The organism is Pseudonocardia benzenivorans CB1190 (genome assembly GCF_000196675.2).
Taxonomy (GTDB): Bacteria; Actinomycetota; Actinomycetes; order Mycobacteriales; family Pseudonocardiaceae; genus Pseudonocardia; species Pseudonocardia benzenivorans.
The window spans coordinates 6,821,818-6,838,201 of record NC_015312.1 but is presented as its reverse complement, the minus strand read 5'-3'; the positions used below and the strand labels follow the sequence as shown (position 1 = coordinate 6,838,201).

Sequence of the window (16,384 nt, the reverse complement as noted above, 5' to 3'; positions counted from 1 at the left end):
ATCGCGCGCGAACGACGCCCTTGTGCGGACCTACCCCAGGGCAGTGCCGCTCGGGTGGGTCGGGAGCGTGGCGAGGAAGGCCTCGATCGCGTCCCGGTAGGGCTCCGGGTGCTCGTAGGCACCGAGGTGCCATCCGCCCGCGACGGTGACCGTCGTCGTGTCCCGGCCGGTGCGGGCGAGCGTCTCCGCCGCGTCGGGGGGCAGGCTGATGTCGGCGTCCCCGGTGAACACCAGGACGGGCAGGTCGAGGGCTGCCAGGCCGGCGGCGACGTCGAGCCGGGAGATCGCGTCCCAGCAGGCCGCGAAGTACCCCGGGTCCTGCCGGGCCAGCAGCGCGCGGACCTGCCCGGCCACCGAGCCGGTGCGGCCCTCGGGTGAGAACCAGCGCTCGATCGTCGTCTCCGTGACCCCCGCCATGCCGGTCTCGCGCGCGGCGCGCCCCCGCTCGCGCAGTGCCGCGCGGGCGGCGTCGGGGAAGGTGCAGGCCGTGGCGCACAGGACGAGCGCGGAAACGAGCTCCGGTTCGGCGACGGCGAGCAGCTGGGCCACCATCCCACCCATCGAGACCCCGACCACCTGGGCCGCCGCCACCCCGGCGTGCCGCAGGACGGCCGCGACGGAGGCGGCCATCGCGGACAGCTCGACGTCGTCGAGGGGCGCCGAGCCGCCGTGGCCGGGCAGGTCGACCGCGAGCACCGTGTGCCCGGCCGCAAGCCGTTCCCGGTAGGGGTCCCACACCGAGCGGTCGAGCCCGATCGCGTGCAGCAGCACGACGGCGGGGCCCTGCCCGTCGATCGTGTACGCGACGGGCCGGCCCGCGGCGTCGCCGGCGGTCTCCTCACACACCGTCGATCTCCTCCCAGCTGGTCCCGAAGGTGGACCGGCTCACGTAGTCGAGCATCCGCAGCATGTCGCCGTGGGCCCCGTAGCGGGTCAACGCGCCCTGCCAGATGTCCTTGGCGAGCAGGCTCACCACGGGCGTCGCGCCCGCGTGGCCGGCCGCCTCGGCGGCGATATGCAGGTCCTTGGTGACCAGCCCGAGCTCGGCCCCTGAGAACGCCTCGCGGTCGGCGAGGTAGCGCGGATAGCGGGTCGCGGAGAAGTACGTCATCGCGGGGCCGCCGTTGAGCACCTCGAGGATGGTCTCGTTGGTCAGCCCGGCACGGCGCAGCATCACGATGCCCTCCATCGCGGCGAGCGCGGCGGTGTTGCCGATCCAGTTGTTGATCGTCTTGAGCAGCGCGCCGTTGCCGGACGCGCCCGTCCACGCGACTTTCGTGCAGAACGCCTCGGCGATCCAGGTGACCGTGTCGAGGGCGTCCCGGTCCCCGCCGGCCATCGCGACCATCTCCCCGCTGCGGGCGGCGGGGATCCCCCCGGTGAGCGGGACGTCGAGGTAGGCGACTCCCGCCGGGGCCAGGCGCTCGGCCTGCCCCACCGCGAAGTCCGGGGGCACGCTGGACAGGTCCATGACCACCGAACCCGCGGTGAGCAGGCCGTTCCCGAGTGCGTCGTCGATCACCGAGCGGACGGCGTCGGCGTTCGTCACGCAGAGCACGAGCACGGTCCTGCCCGCCGGCAGGCTGCCCGTGGAGCTCAGGGCCGTCGTCCCGGTGTCGGCGGCGATCCGCGCGGTGAGCGCGGCGTCGACGTCGAGGACCCCGAGCTCGACGCCCCGCTCACGGGCGACCGGCGCGAGATGGCCCACGAGCAGGTGGCCCAGCTTTCCGAGGCCGACGAAGGCGACGGCGGCCGGATCGGGGGCGTGGTCAGCCATACGTGGCCACCTCCAGCACCCGGAAGTCGTGCGAGGGGATGATCTGCCCGCGTGTCTCCTCCAGCCGGCGCAGCGAGGCCTCGTACGCTCCGAGGTCGTAGTGGTTGGTCGCGGCGATGTGGGTCCACTCGGGGGGACGGCCGGCCCAGTTGTCGTAGGTCGGCACGTTGTCGCCGGGCAGTACCACCAACCCGGCCGCCGTCTCGACGAGGACGGCCTGAATCCCCGGCGTGTGCCCGGGGGTCAGCAGGACCGAGACGCCGTCGGCGATGACGGCCCCGTCCTCCACCGTCGTGTACCGGTCCAGCGCCCACTCCGCGTCCCGCTGCGGGTTGTGGATCTCGTAGGACTCCGCGTGCCACTGGATCGGGGCCTTCGCGTACTCCAGCTCGGTGCGCTGCACGAACAGCTCCGAGTCCGGGAACAGCGCGTTGCCCGAGGCGTGGTCCCAGTGCAGGTGTGTGGTGACGACCGCGTCGATCGACGACGGCTCGATCCCGCTGGCCGCGAGCACCGCCGGCACGTGCTGATCGGCCGGGCGCTCGAAGGGCTGGTGCGCGTCCGTGGTCGCCGGGTCGGCACAGCCGCTGTCGACCAGGAGCCGCGTGCCGTCGCGTTCGAGCAGGAACACCAGCACCGGCACGTCGATCGGCTCGTCCCCGCCCGCGAGGTAGAGGAAGTTGCGGCGCTTGCGGTGCAGCGTCCCGACGTGCAGCGGGGTGACGGTCCAGTCGCTCACCGGGCGGCCCCCGCCTTCTCCGCGGCGTGCACGTGCTGGCGCACCAGCGAGTCGACGGCGGTGGGCACCCACATGTCGCGCGGCAGGTCCTCGGCGGCCCGGCCGAAGCGCTTGCACTCGCGCAGCGAGTAGTCGTCCAGCCCGGTCAGCGTGGCGACGAGCTCACCGGCCCGGGCCCGCGGGTCCTCGGCCAGCTCGCTGACCAGGCCGTGCCGTAGCGCGACCTCGGCGGCCACCGGCATCGCCGTGAGCAGCCACGGGGCCGCGGTCTGCCACTGCACCCGCCGGGCCAGCCACGCCGCCACGATCGCCGGCGCGAAGCCCGCTTCGATCTCCGGGAAGCGGAAGGTCGTCGCGGACGCGACGACGCTGATGTCCGCCTGCATGACGAAGCCGACCCCGAACCCCTGGACCTGCCCGGCCGCCGCCGCGACCGTGATGCCCGGGACCCTCGACCACGCGTCCGTGGTGGAGGCGAGCAGTTCGTAGACGGCGGGCTCGCCGTGCTCGTCGGCGTCGGGGACCCGGCCGAGACAGAAGTCCGGTCCGGCCTGGCGGATGACGGTGACCCGGCGGTCGTCGGCGTGGGCGGCGAGCACGAGGGAGCGCAGCTCGCGGATCTCCGCGGTGGTCAGTGCCGGTCCGGTGCCGTCGGCGCCGGGGGCCAGCACGATCTCGGCGACGCCGTCGCCGAGGAGGTTCTGCGTGACGGGCATTGTTGGTCCTCTCAGGGGCGGGTGTGCAGACGGACGCCACCCGCGGCGTCGCCGAGCGCGTCGACGACGCGGTTGTTGATCTGGTCGCCGTAGCCAAGCGCCGAGGCCATCCGGAACGCGGACAGCACCCCGGAGCCGGCCAGGGAGACGCCGTGCTGGCGGGCGATCTGGTCGAGGTAGGACACGACGTCCTTGATCATCAGGTCGACGGTGATGCCCCCCTCCAGGTAGTCGCCCTCGATGATCGAGGGGAAGCGGGTCTCGACGGCGTAGTTGCGTCCGCTGGAGACCGACAGGACCTGCAACAGGGCGTGCACGTCGAGCCCGGCGGCCCGTCCGGCGACCATCACCTCGCTCGTCGCGGCCAGCGAGACCGCGTTGAGGAAGTTGTTGAGGATCTTCGTCAGGTGCCCGGAGCCGACCGGTCCCATGACGTGCACGCTCGATGCGATCGCGTCGAACAGCCAGCGCAGGCCGGCCACGGTGTCCGGCTCCCCGCCGACCATGACGGTCAGCCTGCCCTCGGGCGCGGAGCGGGCACCGCCGGAGACCGGGGCGTCGACGTAGCCGACCCCGCGCTCGGCGGCCGCGGCTGCGAGGGCCCGGGTGGACTGGGGGAGCGCGGACGTGGCGTCCACGATCACCTGCCCCTCCCGGGCCGCCGCGAGCACACCGTCCTCGCCGGTCACCACGGCCTCGACGACGGGGGAGTCGGGCAGGCAGAGCAGGACGACGTCCACGCAGGCCGTGAGCGCGCGCACCGAGTCGACCGGCTCCAGCCCCCAACGCCGCACCTTCTCGGGGTCGGGGTGGTGGCCGACGATCTCGACGCCGGTCTCGTGCAACCGCCGCCCGATCCGCCCGCCCATGTTGCCGACCCCGATCAGGCCGACCCGGCGGCCGGACCCGGTCACGCCTCCTCGTCGACGACGGAGGCGGCGGTGCGGAAGCCCTCCATCCCCGCGGGCACCCCGCAGTAGATGGTGGCCTGCAGCAGCGCGGCCTGGATCTCCTCCGGCGTCACGCCGTTGTTGAGTGCTCCGCGGGTGTGCAGCCGCAGTTCGTGCTGACGGTTGAGCGCCGCCATCATCGCGATGTTCAGCAGGCTGCGCGTGCGCCGGTCGAGGGCGTCGTCGCCCCAGGCCACTCCCCAGCAGTACTCGGTCACCAGGTCCTGGACGGGCTTGGCGAAGGCGCTCGCCGTGCGGTTCGCGCGCTCGACGTGCTCGTCGCCGAGCACCTCGCGCCGGATCCGGTCCCCGCGGGCGAGGGTCGTCTCTTCGTCGTGTTCTGCCATTCGGTTCCTCCAGGATTGTCGGGATCGTTCGGATTCGTTCGGTCCGCCGGTGCTTCCGGGCGGTTCAGTGGTGCTCGGGGGCGGTCTCGACGACCGAGGCCTCGATCTCCTCCAGGGTCCGCCCGCCCGTCTCGTGGGTCAGGAAGACGACGGCGACGGCCGCCACGATGAAGCCGACGGCGAGCAGGATGAACACGCTCACGATCGGCAGGTGCGCGCCGATCATCACCCCGATGATCGAGGGTGCCACGATCGCGCCGACCCGTTGCGCCCCACCGGACCAGCCGGTGCCGGTCGCGCGGAGCTTCGTCGGGTAGATCTCGCTGGTGTAGGTGTAGACCGCGCCGCTGACCCCGTAGATGAAGAAGCTGGAGATCGAGCCCAGGACGAGCACCCCGGCGGGGGAGTCCTGCATCCCCCAGATCATCAGCGTGACGCCGCCGAGGACGAAGAACACCAGCATCGCCCGACGCCGCCCGATCCGGTTGAGCAGCAACCCTGCCCCGACGTTGCCGAAGGCGCCGACCCCGACGATCACCACGACGTAGAGCAGTGAGTGCACGAACGTCAAGCCCTTGGCCACGAGGATCGACGGCAGCCAGGTCACGATGGCGAACAGGACGAAGCCGTTGAAGAACTGGATCACCAGCACGCCTGGGGTGAGGCGGGCGAACCGGCCGCGGAACAGGCTGCCCACCGACAGGTGGTCGTCGCTGAGCGCCGTCCGGGCGGCCGCCTCGGTCTCGGTGTCGCGGGGCACGTCCTCGGGCGCGACGCTGGACAGCCTACGGACGATGTCGGTCGCCTCGGTGAAGCGGTTGCGGCCGATGAGGAAGCGCACCGACTCCGGCAGCCCCCGCCACACGATGAGCACCACCACCGCGGGCAGCCCGCCGATCAGGAACATGCCCTGCCAGCCCAGGCTCGGCACGACGACGATCGCCAGCAGCGCCGCGACGACCGAGGCGAGCTGCCAGAACAGGGAACTCGTCGTGAGCAGGGTGCCGCGCGAGCGCGCGGGCAGGAACTCGGAGATGTAGGCGTACATCGTCACCACCTCCGCGCCCAGACCGACGCCGGTCAGGACCCGGAAGGTGATCAGCAGCTCGACGTTCGGCGCCACCGCGCACAGCACGCTGAAGATCGCGAACAGCAGCAGCGCGATCATCAGCGCGGCCTTGCGGCCGATCCGGTCGGAGACGAAGCCCACCAGGACCGCGCCGACGAGCATGCCGAAGGCCGCGCTGGAACCGAGCGCACCCGCCTCGCCCGCGGACAGGTGGTACGCGGCGGTGATCGCGGGCAGGATCACCCCGATCACCTGCACGTCGTAGCCGTCGAAGAAGTGCCCGAGCGCGCTCACGACGTAGAGCCCGACGTGCCGGGCGGTCATCCGTGATCGGTCCAGTGCGCGGAGCAGCTGCCCCACCTGTAGATCGACCGCGTTTCGGCGATCTGCGTTCGTGCCGTCCAGCGTCATTGCCAGCTCCTTGTCGGACGTGGGCGATCGAGGTCAGCCGCGCCAGATGGTCGTGAGATTGCAGAACTCGCGGATTCCTGCCGCGGACAGCTCGCGGCCGTATCCGGAGACCTTCATGCCGCCGAACGGCAGCTCGGGATACGAGGCGGTCATCCCGTTGACGAAGACGGCGCCGGCCTCGAGCCGCTCGGCGAACCAGTCGGCCTCGTCGTCGTCGCCCGTCCACACGGCGCTCGAGAGGCCGAAGTCGGTCTGGTTGGCGATGCGCAGCGCGTCGTCGCGGTCGGTCGCGCGGTAGAGCGAGGCGACCGGCCCGAACGTCTCCTCCTGCACGATGCGCATCTCCGGGGTCAGCCCGGCGAGCACCGTGGGCGGATAGAAGAAGCCCGGCCCGGCCGGGACCGAGCCACCGGTGAGCACCTCGGCCCCCTTGGCGACGGCGTCGTCGACCAGCTCGGCGACGTCGCGCCGGCCGGACTCGGTCGCCAGGGGGCCCACGTCGGTGCGCCGGTCGCGCGGGTCACCGACGACGAGCTCGGCCATTCCGCGGGTGAACAGCTCCGCGAACTCGTCGTACACCTCGGTGTGGACGATGAAGCGCTTGGCCGCGACGCAGGACTGGCCGTTGTTCTGCACCCGCGCGCGGACCGCCGTCGCGGCCGCCGCGGCGACGTCGGCCGTCGGCATGACGAGGAACGGATCCGAACCGCCCAGCTCGAGGACGGTCTTCTTGATCGACGCCCCGGCGGCGGCGGCCACCGCGCGGCCGGCGGGCTCGGACCCGGTCAGCGTCACGGCGCGCACGCGCGGATCGCGGACGACCGCGTCGACCTGCGCCGCGGCGATCAGCAGCGTCGTGAACGAGCCGCAGGGGAAGCCGCCTCGCTCGAAGAGCGTGTCGAGGTAGAGGGCGGCCCGCGGCACGTTCGAGGCGTGCTTGAGCAGCCCGGTGTTGCCGGCCATCAGGGCGGGCGCGGCGAACCGGATCACCTGCCACAGCGGGTAGTTCCACGGCATCACCGCGAGGACCACGCCGAGCGGGCGGTAGACGGTGCTCGCCCGGCGCGCACCGACGGCGGCCGGGGCCCGGAGCGGTTCCTCGGCCAGGAACTCCTCCGCGTGCTCGGCGTAGAAGCGCATCGTCCGCGCGCACTTGCGCACCTCGGCCTCGGCCTGCCCGATCGGCTTGCCCATCTCCGTCACCAGCATCGCGGCGGCCCCGTCCAGGTCCGCCTCGAGGAGGTCGGCTGCGCTCGTCATCCACTCCGCGCGGCGCGCGAACGGCGTGCCGCCCAGCTCGGCCGCGGCGGCGTGGGCCATGGCGATGCGGCGTTCGAGCTCGACCTCGTCGTGCGGCGCGAACTTCTCGACGGTCTCACCCGTCGCCGGATCGACGGTCGCGATCGGCATGCTGCTCCTCCATCGGCTAAGACCGTATTACGGTCGGACAGTATCATCGTCAGTCAAGATGACGGGACGGGTCTCCGACGGGGCTACTGGCCGTAGGGTGAGCGGAGCGGAGCGTTCGCGCCGACGGCGACGGAGCGCACCGTCAGAGGTGGCCCCGGTAGGGCCGCGATCGGCCTCGGAGCAGAGGCGCGCACGGGGAGGAGCCGATGGTGGTCGGGACACGGGGCGTCACGCGCGTCGCGGCGCCGCTGCGGATGCAGGTCGTCGAACAGCTGCGCGAGATGATCGTCAGCGGGGACTACGGACCGGGTGACCGGCTCGTGGAGGCGCCGCTCTGCGAGCACTTCGGGGTGTCGCGCACCGTCGTGCGCGAGGCCATCCGGCAGCTGGAGTCCGAGGGTCTGGTCACGATCATCGCCAACCGTGGGCCGGTCGTCGCAGAGCTCACGGTCACGGACGCCCAGGCGCTCTACGAGGTCCGGGCGTCGCTCGAGGGCCTGGCCGGTCGGCTGTTCGCGGAACGAGCGGGTCCGGAACAGCGGGCGGAGCTGCGGTCGGCGGTCGAGGGGGTGGCCGCGGCGTTCGAGCAGACGAACCTGCGCGTGCGCCTCGCGGCCAAGGACCGGTTCTACGAGGCACTGATCGACGGGGCGGGCAACGAGATCGTCCGGCAGACCCTGCGCGGCATCCACGCCCGGGTCCAGCTGCTGCGGGGCCTGTCCCTGCAGGCACCTGGCCGCGCGCAGGACTCGCTGGAGGAGCTGCGCCGCATCGTGGAGGCGGCGACGAGCGGGGACGGCGAGGCCGCCCGGCTCGCCTGCGAGGACCACGTCCGCCAGGCCGGGCGCTTCGCCGTCGCGATGGTCCGGGACGGGAGCGGACGCGCCCCGAGCTCCGGCGCCACCCACGGCAGCCCGTCCCCGGCCGGCGGCGGGGGCCGCTGAGCGACTGCTCACGGTCGTGCACCGCTGCTCGGCCGCCCGCAGCCGTTCCACCTGGGCCCGGCGGCCGCTCGTCCGGCGCTGCCCGCGGGGTCGGTCACGTCAACCACCCCTCGGGGGTGATGAGTCGCGGAGACCCGTTGCCTAGCGTCGCCCGCTGGTCGGCCCGTCGGTCGGCCGCGGCCGGGTGCCACGAACGTCCGACGGGAGGAACGCTCGTGAAGATCGTCGTGATCGGCGGGACGGGGACCACCTGTGGGAGCGGATGACGATCCTCCGGGCCGGTGGTCCATCCGGGGCGACCCGGCCCGGCTGGAAGAAGCGGCCGCAGCGCTGCGTGGCTCCGCAGCCGAGTGGATCTTCGGGGCGCAGTTCCCCGGTGAGTACGTGATGTCAGGAATCGCCCGGCTCCTCGACGGCCTCGCCGGACAGATGCGCGAGAACCCGGAGGCGCTCGGTCCCGGAGTGGTGTCAGCGGCCACGGACCTGTCGGGCCATGTACTGCGGTACCTGCCCGAACTCGTGGACCGACCCGGCCGGACGTCGAACCGGGATGACCGATCCGGGTGACATCGACGAGCAACGCCGATACGGGGCCCGGGTGAGTTCCCGGACCCCGCGGGGTCGGCGTGGAACCTCCGCGACCTGCGGAACCCCGGCCGTGTGTGACGACGCCCGGTCTGCCCTGCGGCGTCCGCGACCGCGCGCCGTGACTGTTCGACACCGCCATCCGGAAGGGAACGCCATGAGTCGCCGAGTCAACATCGTCCTGGTCCACGGCGCGTGGGCCGACGGCTCCAGCTGGAGCGCGGTCATCGAGCGCCTGCAGGCCGACGGTTTCACCGTCACCGCGCCCCAGTTCCCGGAGTCCTCGCTGGCTGCCGACGTCGCCCGGCTCCGCCAGGTCCTGGCCCGTCAGGACGGTCCCACGATCGTCGCGGGCCACTCCTACGGCGGCCAGATCATCACCGCGCTGGGCACGGATGCGCCGAACGTCGTCGGCCTCGTCTACGTCGCGGCCTTCGGCCTCGACGAGGGTGAGTCGATCGGTCAACTGTTGGCGCAGGCTCCCCCGGGCCCCGCCCTGGCGCACCTGGACGTCGACGAGCAGGGCTTCGCCTGGCTGCCCGAGGAGGACTTCGTCAACCATTTCGCGGCCGACGTCGACCCGGTCAAGGCACGGGTCATGCACGCGGTGCAGCAGCCGCTGGCGTGGTCCGCGGTCGAGGAGGTGATGGGGGTACCGGCGTGGCGGTCGCACCCGTCCTGGTTCCTGGTCGCCCACGGCGACCAGGCGATCCCGCCGGAGGCCCAGCGTCAGTTCGCCGCCCGCATGAACGCCACGACAGTCGAGGTCGCGACGAACCATGTGGCGATGGTCTCCCACCCCGACGACGTGCTGCAGCTCATCTCGACCGCCTCCAGGGCGGTCGAGCCCGTGGGATGAGGCGCACGACGACGTTCCCGGTCACCGCGTGGTGCCCGACAGGTCCGGACAGCCACTCACGGGCCGGCTTGCGCGATCCTCGGTCCATTCGGGGCGAGACGGCCTGACCTGCCCACCGGGCCGACCGGGTCGGGTCGTCACCCCTCGGCCCGGCGGCGGCCGGGTCGACGTGGAGGAGCCGCCGGTCTCCGGAGTGGACGGCGTCTACGGTGGCCGGGTGACGGAGGACGTCGAGCGGGGTGGCAACGGCCGGGGTCCCCGGAAGCAGGCGCCGCGGCGCAAGCTCATGATGAGCGAGATCCTCGAGAAGGCGATGCAGCTCTTCGCCGAGCGCGGCTACGAGGGCACGACGCTGCAGGACGTCGCGGACGCGGTGGGTCTGAGCAGGCCGAACCTCTACAACTACGTGCGCAGCAAGGAGGAGCTGCTCGTCGCGATGGTCGAGGCGACGAGCCAGGAGGCCGCCCTCACCCTCCGCGCGGTGCGGGAGCGGGTGGACCTGGAACCCGCCGAGAAGCTGCGCACGCTCGTCCACACGCTCGTCATGCAGCGAGCGGAGCAGCCGGCGCAGTTCAGGACGCTCGACCGAAGCGAGCAGTCGTTGCCCGCCGAGATCGCCGAGCGGCACCTCGACTCGCGCCGGGCTGTGCTGCGCGAGGTCACGACGGTGCTGGACGAGGGCGTCACGGCGGGGGTGTTCCGGCCGCTCGACAGCCGGATCACGGCGTTGTCGATCATCGGCATGTGCAACTGGGTGGCCTGGTGGTTCCACCCGGCCCCCGCACATCCCGCCGAGCCGGTGGCCGAGCAGATCGCGGCCAACGCCCTCGCCATGGTCGCGCAGGTCGACGAGCGACGCCCCACCGCGCCCACGCCGCTCGGCGCGGTCGCCCTGCTGCAGCAGGACCTCGACTACCTGGCCCGGCTCCTTCGCGAGGAGAGCTGACCGATACTGGTCCGTCAGTTTCTTGACGTGTCTGCCACCCTCGTCCTACGCTCGTGCCCGCATCGTTCGACGCGGGAGGAGCAATCCGGTGTCCATCTCGGAACAGGCGCACGTGGTCCGCGGGGTCGACCACGCCGCGTTCCCCACCTTCGACCCGCGCGCCACGATCACCTTCTACCGGGACGTGCTGGGGTTCCCCGTCGTGCACGCGACCTGCGCGCTGGGGTGGGGCCCGGGCGACCACCCGGACTTCATCCACTTCTTCTTCGACATCGGCAACGGTGACCGGCTCGCGTTCTTCTACTACTTCGGCGTCGCGCCCTACCGGGACGCGGCGATCCCGGAGCTGATCCACCGCGCCCGGCACCTGGCGATCCACGTGGACTCCGAGGAGCACCTGCTGGAGTACCGGCGCCGGCTCGACGCGAGCGACTGGCCGTGCGAGCTGCAGGTCCGGCACGAGACGGTCGAGTCGATCTACGTGACCGACCCCAACGGCTACCTCATGGAGATCACCCGCCCGTTGCGGGCGATCACGATCGAGGACGACATCGACGCCGACGTCAGCGTGGACGCCCTCATGGACGTGGCGGGCGAGGACGAGCCGACGCTGGAGAAGTTCTTCGCGCGCAAGGCGACGCTGATCGCCGAGCGCTACATGGGCGAGGCCGAGCAGGTGACGTTCGCATGACGGTCCTCTACGTGCTCGACGTCGCGGACTTCCGGCCGCTGGCCGAGGTCGCGAGCAAGGAACCGGACACGACCGTCCACCGCCGCGGGCCGTACCTCGAGGTGGAGGCGGCCGGGGGGATCCGGATCGAACGCGGTGCGACCGGGTGTCGGAACGCGGTCTGGTACAGCTCTGTCGCCGCCGTCGCGGGTGGTCGCGTGGCGCGGTGGGACAAGGTCGAGCTCGTCGTCGAACCGATCGACGAGGCGCCGTGAGCCCGATCGCCGTCGACCGTCTCGGCGCCGGGCGCGATGTTGACACCGCGCCGCCGCCGCCCGGCGTCACGGTCTCCGTCCATCGGCTCACCACCGCGGACGGCGCCACGGTCGAGGGGGTCCTGCACGCGCTCGCCGGCGCCACGACGGTCGTCACCGTCATGCACCCGCGGCAGTCGCTGACCCACCATCCGATGGTCCCGCTGTTCCTGCGGGCGGGCGTGTCGGTCTGGACCCAGGGCACCCGATCGCCGAACAACGACATCGCGCTGGTGCACGAGCAGGCCCTGCTCGACGCCGCCGCCGGCCACGCGCGGCTGTGCGATCTCGGCTTCACCTCGGTGCTCGTGTTCGGGCACTCGGGCGGCGGTCCGCTCGCCGCCTTCTACATCGAGCAGGCCGCGCTGGAGCCCGAACGGCGCATCGACGTCACGCCCGCCGGCCGGCCGGTCCCGCTACCGGGCACACGGATGCCCGTGCCGGACGGCGCGATCTTCCTCGCTCCCCACCCCGGGCAGGGCCAGGTGCTGCGCCACTGCATCGACCCGTCCGTCGTCGACGAGGCGGACCCGATGTCGGTGGATCCCGCGCTCGACATGTACTCCGCCCGCAACGGCTTCGCGCCGCCCCCGGAACCGAGCCGCTACCCGGCGGACTTCGTCGCCACGTACCGCGCCGCGCAGGCCGAGCGGATCGCCCGGATCGACGCGCGGGCCGTCGCCGCGGCGGAGGAGGCGACGCAGGCGCGGGCCCGGCACAGCCGCAGCCGCGACCCGGAGGATCGGCGGGCGGCGCTGGCCCCGCGGATCATCACCACCTACCGGACCGACGCCGATCCCGCCTACGTGGACCCGACGATCGACCCCAACGACCGGCACTACGGATCGCTGTTCGGGCGCCGGCCGGACCTGATCAACTACGGGCTCGTCGGGTTCGGCAGGATCACCACCCCCGACTCCTGGCTCTCGACGTGGTCGGCGAACCACACCCGCGCGGACTTCGTGCGCTGCGCCCCGGGTGTGACCGTTCCGACGCTGTACGTCGAGTTCAGCGGCGACCAGGCGGCCCGACCGGCCGCCGGCGCCCGGATGGTCGCCGCCCTCGGCGCCGCCGACCTCACCCACCACGTCGTACGCGGACAGCACTTCGGCCAGCCCGTGGCCGACGGAGAGCCGACCGGTTACGCCGCCGCCGCCGTGCACGTCGACCACTGGCTCGCGGAGCGCTTCGGCACCGCACCACCACACGGAACGAGGTGACCCACGTGGGCTCCATCGGAGTCGTCTACGACAGCGGCTACGGCCACACCGCCGCCCAGGCCCGGGCGGTCGGGGAGGGCGCCGCCGCGGTCCCCGGGACCGAGGTCGCCCTGTACTTCGCCGAGGAGGTGGCCGCCGATCCCCGACAGCTCGACGGGTGCGACGCGCTCGTCCTCGGCACCCCCACCTATATGGGCAGCGGCTCCGCCGTGTTCAAGACGTTCATGGAGGCGAGCTCCAAGATCTGGCTCGACCAGAGTTGGAAGGGCAAGCTCGCCGCCGGGTTCACCAACTCCAGCGGGCACTCGGGGGACAAGCTCAACACCCTGACGCAGCTGTGGCTCTTCGCGATGCAGCACGGGATGGTCTGGGTCGGGCTGGGTCTGCCGGACGGCAACGGCCGCAGCACCGGCTCGGACGCCGAGCTCAACCGGTTGGGCGCCTACGCGGGCGCGATGGCCCAGTCCAACTCGGACCAGGGCCTGGAAGGGATGAAGGACAGCGACCTGCGCACCGCCGCGTCGCTCGGCGAGCGCGTCGCGCGGCAGGTGGCGCTGTGGAAGGGAACCGGACTGTGAGGATCCTGGTGGTGGGCGGCGGGCCCGCCGGTCTGTTCTTCTCGCTCCTCGCGAAGCGGGAGGTCCCCACGGCGACGGTCCACGTCCGCGAGCAGAACCCGCCCGGCGTGACCTACGGCTGGGGCGTGGCCTTCAGCGAGAGCGCCGCCGAGGCGCTGCGGCCCGCCGCGCCGGACGTCGTCGATGCCCTGACCGCAGGCATGAGCCACGAGCAGATGGTGCTCAGCCTCGACGGGACCGACGTCCCGGTGCACGTCGGGCGCAGCTACCTCAACGCCCGCTGGGCCCTGCTCGCCGCGCTCGAGCGGATCGCCTGCGAGGCCGGCGTGACCGTCGAGCACGAGTCCGAGGCGGCCGTCACCGAGGCGGACCTCGGCGACTGGGACCTCGTGGTCGGCGCCGACGGGGTGAACAGTCGGACCCGGACACGGTTCGCCGAGCACTTCGCGCCGACCGAGGAGCTCGGTTCGAACTGGCTGGCCTGGTACGGCACGCCCAGGGCCTACCCGCCGTCGATCATCCTGCGGAACAGCGACCACGGCCTGCTCATGAGCCACGCCTCGCAGTTCTCACCCGACCTCAGCAACTTCACCGTCGAGGTCGGCCAGGAGACCTTCGACCGGCTCGGCTTCGGCGACATGACGGAGGAGGAGTCGCGGGCGCTGTGCGAGCAGCTGTTCGCGGACTCGCTCGACGGCGCCCCGCTGCGGAGCAACCACTCGCCGTGGTTCCGGACGACGTTCCTCAGCTGCGGCCACTGGACCCACCACAACCTCGTGCTCATCGGGGACGCGCTGCACACCGTGCACCCGTCGATCGGATCGGGCACCCGGTTCGCGATGCGCGACGCGGTGTATCTCACTCAGGCGCTGGCGGGCTCCGGCTGGGACGTCGAGGTGGGCCTCAAGGAGTTCGAGCGCGCCCGCAAACCCGTCGCGGACGCCTTCCAGGCCGCGGCCAAGAGGAGCATCGACTGGTACGAGGGCCTGCCCGGCCGCACCATCACCCACCCGACGAAGTTCGCGCTGGAGTACCTGATGCGCACCGGCCGGGTCTCCTACCGCGACTTCCGCCGCCGGAACCGCGACGTGGTGCTCGGCTACGAGCGCGACCTACGCTGACCGCCTCACGAGAGAGACGTGCGATGACGCTCGCTTCCGACGCCAGGATCGTCCGCTACCCGCCCGAGGTCGAGGACCGCTACGTCCGCGAGGGCTTCTGGCAGCCGCCGACGATCGCGGAGCACCTGCACTCGATCGCGCTCGAGCACCCGACGACCGACGCCGTGGTCTGCGGTGCCGACAGCCTGACCTTCGCCGAGCTGGACCGGGCCAGCGACCAGCGGGCCGCGGGGCTGAACAGGCTGGGGCTCGTACCCGGCGGCGCCGTGCTGCTGCAGGTGCACAACACCGTCCACACGGTGGTCGCCTGGTACGCGCTGCTGAAGGCCGGACTGGTGCCGGTCTGCACGCTGCCGCTGCACCGCGGCCACGAGATCTCCGAGATCGCCCGTCAGACGGCACCCGTCGCGCACCTGGTCGCCGCCGCGGACCCGCGTTTCGACCTGGTCGCCTTCGCGTTCGAGCAGGCGGCGGGCGTGGAGCGGACGGTCCTGGTGTCCGACGGCGCCGCGTCCGACCCGCGCGCGATCGAGCTGGACCACCTCGGGGACGACATCGATCCCGCCGAGGCCCGCGCGTTCGTCGAGGGGGTGCAGGCGGGGCTGGGAATGCAGTCCCTCGCGGCGTTCCAGCTGTCCGGCGGCACGACCGGCGTGCCCAAGGTGATCCCGTGCCTGCAGGCTCCCTACTGGCACTACGGCGCGAGCCTCGCCCGGGCGATGGGCTGGGGCCCGGGCGACCGCATGGCCTTCATGATGCCGATCGTGCACAACGCCGGCGTGATCATCGGGCTGCAGGGCCCGCACAGCGTCGGCGCGACGCTCGTCCTCGGCGTGCCCGACGCGCGGACCACGGTCGATCTCGTGGTCCGCACCCGGGCCACGGATCTGCTGCTCGGCCCGTTCGCCTACGACGTCGCCCTCGACGACGGGCTCACGGCGGGCGGCGCCCTGCGGCGGGTCCTCTTCAGCGGCAAGAAGGTCCCCCGCACCCACGTCGACGCGCTGGACGCACGCGGTGTCTGGGCCGGCCAGATCTTCGGGATGAGCGAGGGCCTGTGCCTCACCACGCCGCTCGACCACCCGCTCGACGCGCGGGCCGACAGCGTCGGTGTCCCGATCTCGAGCGGCGACGAGGTCCGCCTGTACGAGCCCGGGACCGAGGACGAGGTGGTGCCCGGCGAGGTGGGCGAGCTCTGCACCCGCGGCCCGTACACCCTGCTCGGGTACTACGACTCGGCCGAGCACAACCGTCGGGCCTTCACCGCCGACGGGTTCTACCGCACCGGGGACCTGATGGCGGAGCGGACCATCGCGGGCGTGCGTTGCTACACCGTCGAGGGCCGGATCAAGAACATGATCAGCCGCGGCGGTGAGAAGATCAACACCGAGGAGATCGAGCTGTTGCTCGGCTCGCACCCCGCGATCTCCGAGGCGGCACTGGTCGCGATGCCCGACGAGCGGCTCGGCGAGCGCGCCTGTGCCTTCGTCGTCACGAGGAAGGGCGCGGAGATCGATCTCGACGCCGTCCGCGCCCACTTCGAGAGGCTCGGGGTCGCGAAGTACAAGTGGCCCGAGCGCATCGAGGTGCTGGCCGAGATGCCGCGGGTCAGCCAGGTCGGCAAGATCGACCGAATCCGGCTCCGGCGGCTCGCCGAGGACCTGGCCCCGCAGGCCCGCACGTAGCAGGTACCCGCCCGGCTCGACGATCTTCGTGAGGGTCGACGGA

17 protein-coding genes are annotated in these 16,384 nt (G+C 72.3%); 9 read left to right on the top strand and 8 right to left on the bottom strand.

Features of this window, described 5'->3' with window-relative positions; genetic code table 11:
- Positions 1 to 30 precede the first annotated feature (30 nt).
- From PSED_RS32410 to PSED_RS32375, 8 genes are all read right to left on the bottom strand, one after another.
- Complete coding sequence (locus PSED_RS32410) at positions 31 to 846, bottom strand: alpha/beta fold hydrolase (protein WP_013678438.1); 816 nt, start codon at positions 844 to 846, stop codon at positions 31 to 33.
- The gene (locus PSED_RS32405) at positions 839 to 1,777 is read right to left on the bottom strand and encodes an NAD(P)-dependent oxidoreductase (protein ID WP_013678437.1); all 939 of its coding nucleotides are present in this window, start codon (positions 1,775 to 1,777) and stop codon (positions 839 to 841) included. Before PSED_RS32405 ends, PSED_RS32410 begins: the two co-directional genes overlap by 8 nt.
- Positions 1,770 to 2,516 carry an N-acyl homoserine lactonase family protein gene (locus PSED_RS32400; RefSeq protein ID WP_013678436.1) on the bottom strand — a complete coding sequence of 249 codons (747 nt, stop codon included), beginning with the start codon at positions 2,514 to 2,516 and terminating at the stop codon, positions 1,770 to 1,772. Before PSED_RS32400 ends, PSED_RS32405 begins: the two co-directional genes overlap by 8 nt.
- Positions 2,513 to 3,232: an enoyl-CoA hydratase/isomerase family protein gene (locus PSED_RS32395; RefSeq protein WP_013678435.1), complete on the bottom strand. Its 720-nt coding sequence runs from the start codon at positions 3,230 to 3,232 to the stop codon at positions 2,513 to 2,515. Before PSED_RS32395 ends, PSED_RS32400 begins: the two co-directional genes overlap by 4 nt.
- 11 nt (positions 3,233 to 3,243) lie before the next feature.
- Positions 3,244 to 4,146 carry an NAD(P)-dependent oxidoreductase gene (locus PSED_RS32390; protein ID WP_013678434.1) on the bottom strand — a complete coding sequence of 301 codons (903 nt, stop codon included), beginning with the start codon at positions 4,144 to 4,146 and terminating at the stop codon, positions 3,244 to 3,246.
- Positions 4,143 to 4,529 carry a carboxymuconolactone decarboxylase family protein gene (locus PSED_RS32385; protein ID WP_013678433.1) on the bottom strand — a complete coding sequence of 129 codons (387 nt, stop codon included), beginning with the start codon at positions 4,527 to 4,529 and terminating at the stop codon, positions 4,143 to 4,145. Before PSED_RS32385 ends, PSED_RS32390 begins: the two co-directional genes overlap by 4 nt.
- 64 nt (positions 4,530 to 4,593) lie before the next feature.
- On the bottom strand, positions 4,594 to 5,922 hold the full coding sequence (locus PSED_RS32380) for an MFS transporter (protein ID WP_158511354.1): 1,329 nt from the start codon (positions 5,920 to 5,922) through the stop codon (positions 4,594 to 4,596).
- A gap of 120 nt (positions 5,923 to 6,042) precedes the next feature.
- On the bottom strand, positions 6,043 to 7,419 hold the full coding sequence (locus PSED_RS32375) for an NADP-dependent succinic semialdehyde dehydrogenase (protein WP_013678431.1): 1,377 nt from the start codon (positions 7,417 to 7,419) through the stop codon (positions 6,043 to 6,045).
- Positions 7,420 to 7,625: 206 nt separating this feature from the next.
- On the opposite strand from PSED_RS32375, the gene PSED_RS32370 reads away from it, so the two are divergent.
- From PSED_RS32370 to PSED_RS32330, 9 genes are all read left to right on the top strand, one after another.
- Entirely contained in the window at positions 7,626 to 8,363 is a 738-nt protein-coding gene (locus PSED_RS32370) for a GntR family transcriptional regulator (RefSeq protein ID WP_013678430.1), read from the top strand.
- Positions 8,364 to 9,105: 742 nt separating this feature from the next.
- A complete protein-coding gene (locus PSED_RS32365; protein WP_013678428.1) occupies positions 9,106 to 9,807 on the top strand; it encodes an alpha/beta fold hydrolase in 702 nt (233 codons plus the stop codon).
- A gap of 217 nt (positions 9,808 to 10,024) precedes the next feature.
- The gene (locus PSED_RS32360; RefSeq protein ID WP_158511353.1) at positions 10,025 to 10,753 is read left to right on the top strand and encodes a TetR/AcrR family transcriptional regulator; all 729 of its coding nucleotides are present in this window, start codon (positions 10,025 to 10,027) and stop codon (positions 10,751 to 10,753) included.
- Between the two features lie 94 nt (positions 10,754 to 10,847).
- Entirely contained in the window at positions 10,848 to 11,444 is a 597-nt protein-coding gene (locus PSED_RS32355) for a VOC family protein (protein ID WP_041762998.1), read from the top strand.
- Entirely contained in the window at positions 11,441 to 11,698 is a 258-nt protein-coding gene (locus PSED_RS32350; RefSeq protein WP_013678425.1) for a hypothetical protein, read from the top strand. The genes PSED_RS32355 and PSED_RS32350 overlap by 4 nt, the downstream gene beginning before the upstream one ends.
- Positions 11,695 to 12,957, top strand: a complete 1,263-nt coding sequence (locus PSED_RS32345) for a hypothetical protein (protein WP_013678424.1) — start codon at positions 11,695 to 11,697, stop codon at positions 12,955 to 12,957. Before PSED_RS32350 ends, PSED_RS32345 begins: the two co-directional genes overlap by 4 nt.
- 5 nt (positions 12,958 to 12,962) lie before the next feature.
- Positions 12,963 to 13,535 carry a flavodoxin family protein gene (locus PSED_RS32340; RefSeq protein ID WP_013678423.1) on the top strand — a complete coding sequence of 191 codons (573 nt, stop codon included), beginning with the start codon at positions 12,963 to 12,965 and terminating at the stop codon, positions 13,533 to 13,535.
- Positions 13,532 to 14,656 (top strand): FAD-dependent monooxygenase, encoded by a 1,125-nt coding sequence (locus PSED_RS32335; protein ID WP_041760189.1) that lies wholly within the window; start codon positions 13,532 to 13,534, stop codon positions 14,654 to 14,656. Before PSED_RS32340 ends, PSED_RS32335 begins: the two co-directional genes overlap by 4 nt.
- 23 nt (positions 14,657 to 14,679) lie before the next feature.
- Positions 14,680 to 16,341, top strand: a complete 1,662-nt coding sequence (locus PSED_RS32330; protein WP_013678421.1) for a (2,3-dihydroxybenzoyl)adenylate synthase — start codon at positions 14,680 to 14,682, stop codon at positions 16,339 to 16,341.
- Positions 16,342 to 16,384: the final 43 nt, after the last annotated feature.

Bases quoted from the DNA above. Each gene is read 5' to 3' on its own strand.
- PSED_RS32330 (WP_013678421.1), top strand. From the start codon at position 14,680: ATGACGCTCGCTTCCGACGCCAGGATCGTCCGCTACCCGCCCGAGGTC.
- PSED_RS32375 (WP_013678431.1), bottom strand. From the start codon at position 7,419: ATGCCGATCGCGACCGTCGATCCGGCGACGGGTGAGACCGTCGAGAAG.
- PSED_RS32395 (WP_013678435.1), bottom strand. From the start codon at position 3,232: ATGCCCGTCACGCAGAACCTCCTCGGCGACGGCGTCGCCGAGATCGTG.
- PSED_RS32405 (WP_013678437.1), bottom strand. From the start codon at position 1,777: ATGGCTGACCACGCCCCCGATCCGGCCGCCGTCGCCTTCGTCGGCCTC.
- PSED_RS32385 (WP_013678433.1), bottom strand. From the start codon at position 4,529: ATGGCAGAACACGACGAAGAGACGACCCTCGCCCGCGGGGACCGGATC.
- PSED_RS32370 (WP_013678430.1), top strand. From the start codon at position 7,626: ATGGTGGTCGGGACACGGGGCGTCACGCGCGTCGCGGCGCCGCTGCGG.
- PSED_RS32365 (WP_013678428.1), top strand. From the start codon at position 9,106: ATGAGTCGCCGAGTCAACATCGTCCTGGTCCACGGCGCGTGGGCCGAC.
- PSED_RS32350 (WP_013678425.1), top strand. From the start codon at position 11,441: ATGACGGTCCTCTACGTGCTCGACGTCGCGGACTTCCGGCCGCTGGCC.
- PSED_RS32380 (WP_158511354.1), bottom strand. From the start codon at position 5,922: ATGACCGCCCGGCACGTCGGGCTCTACGTCGTGAGCGCGCTCGGGCAC.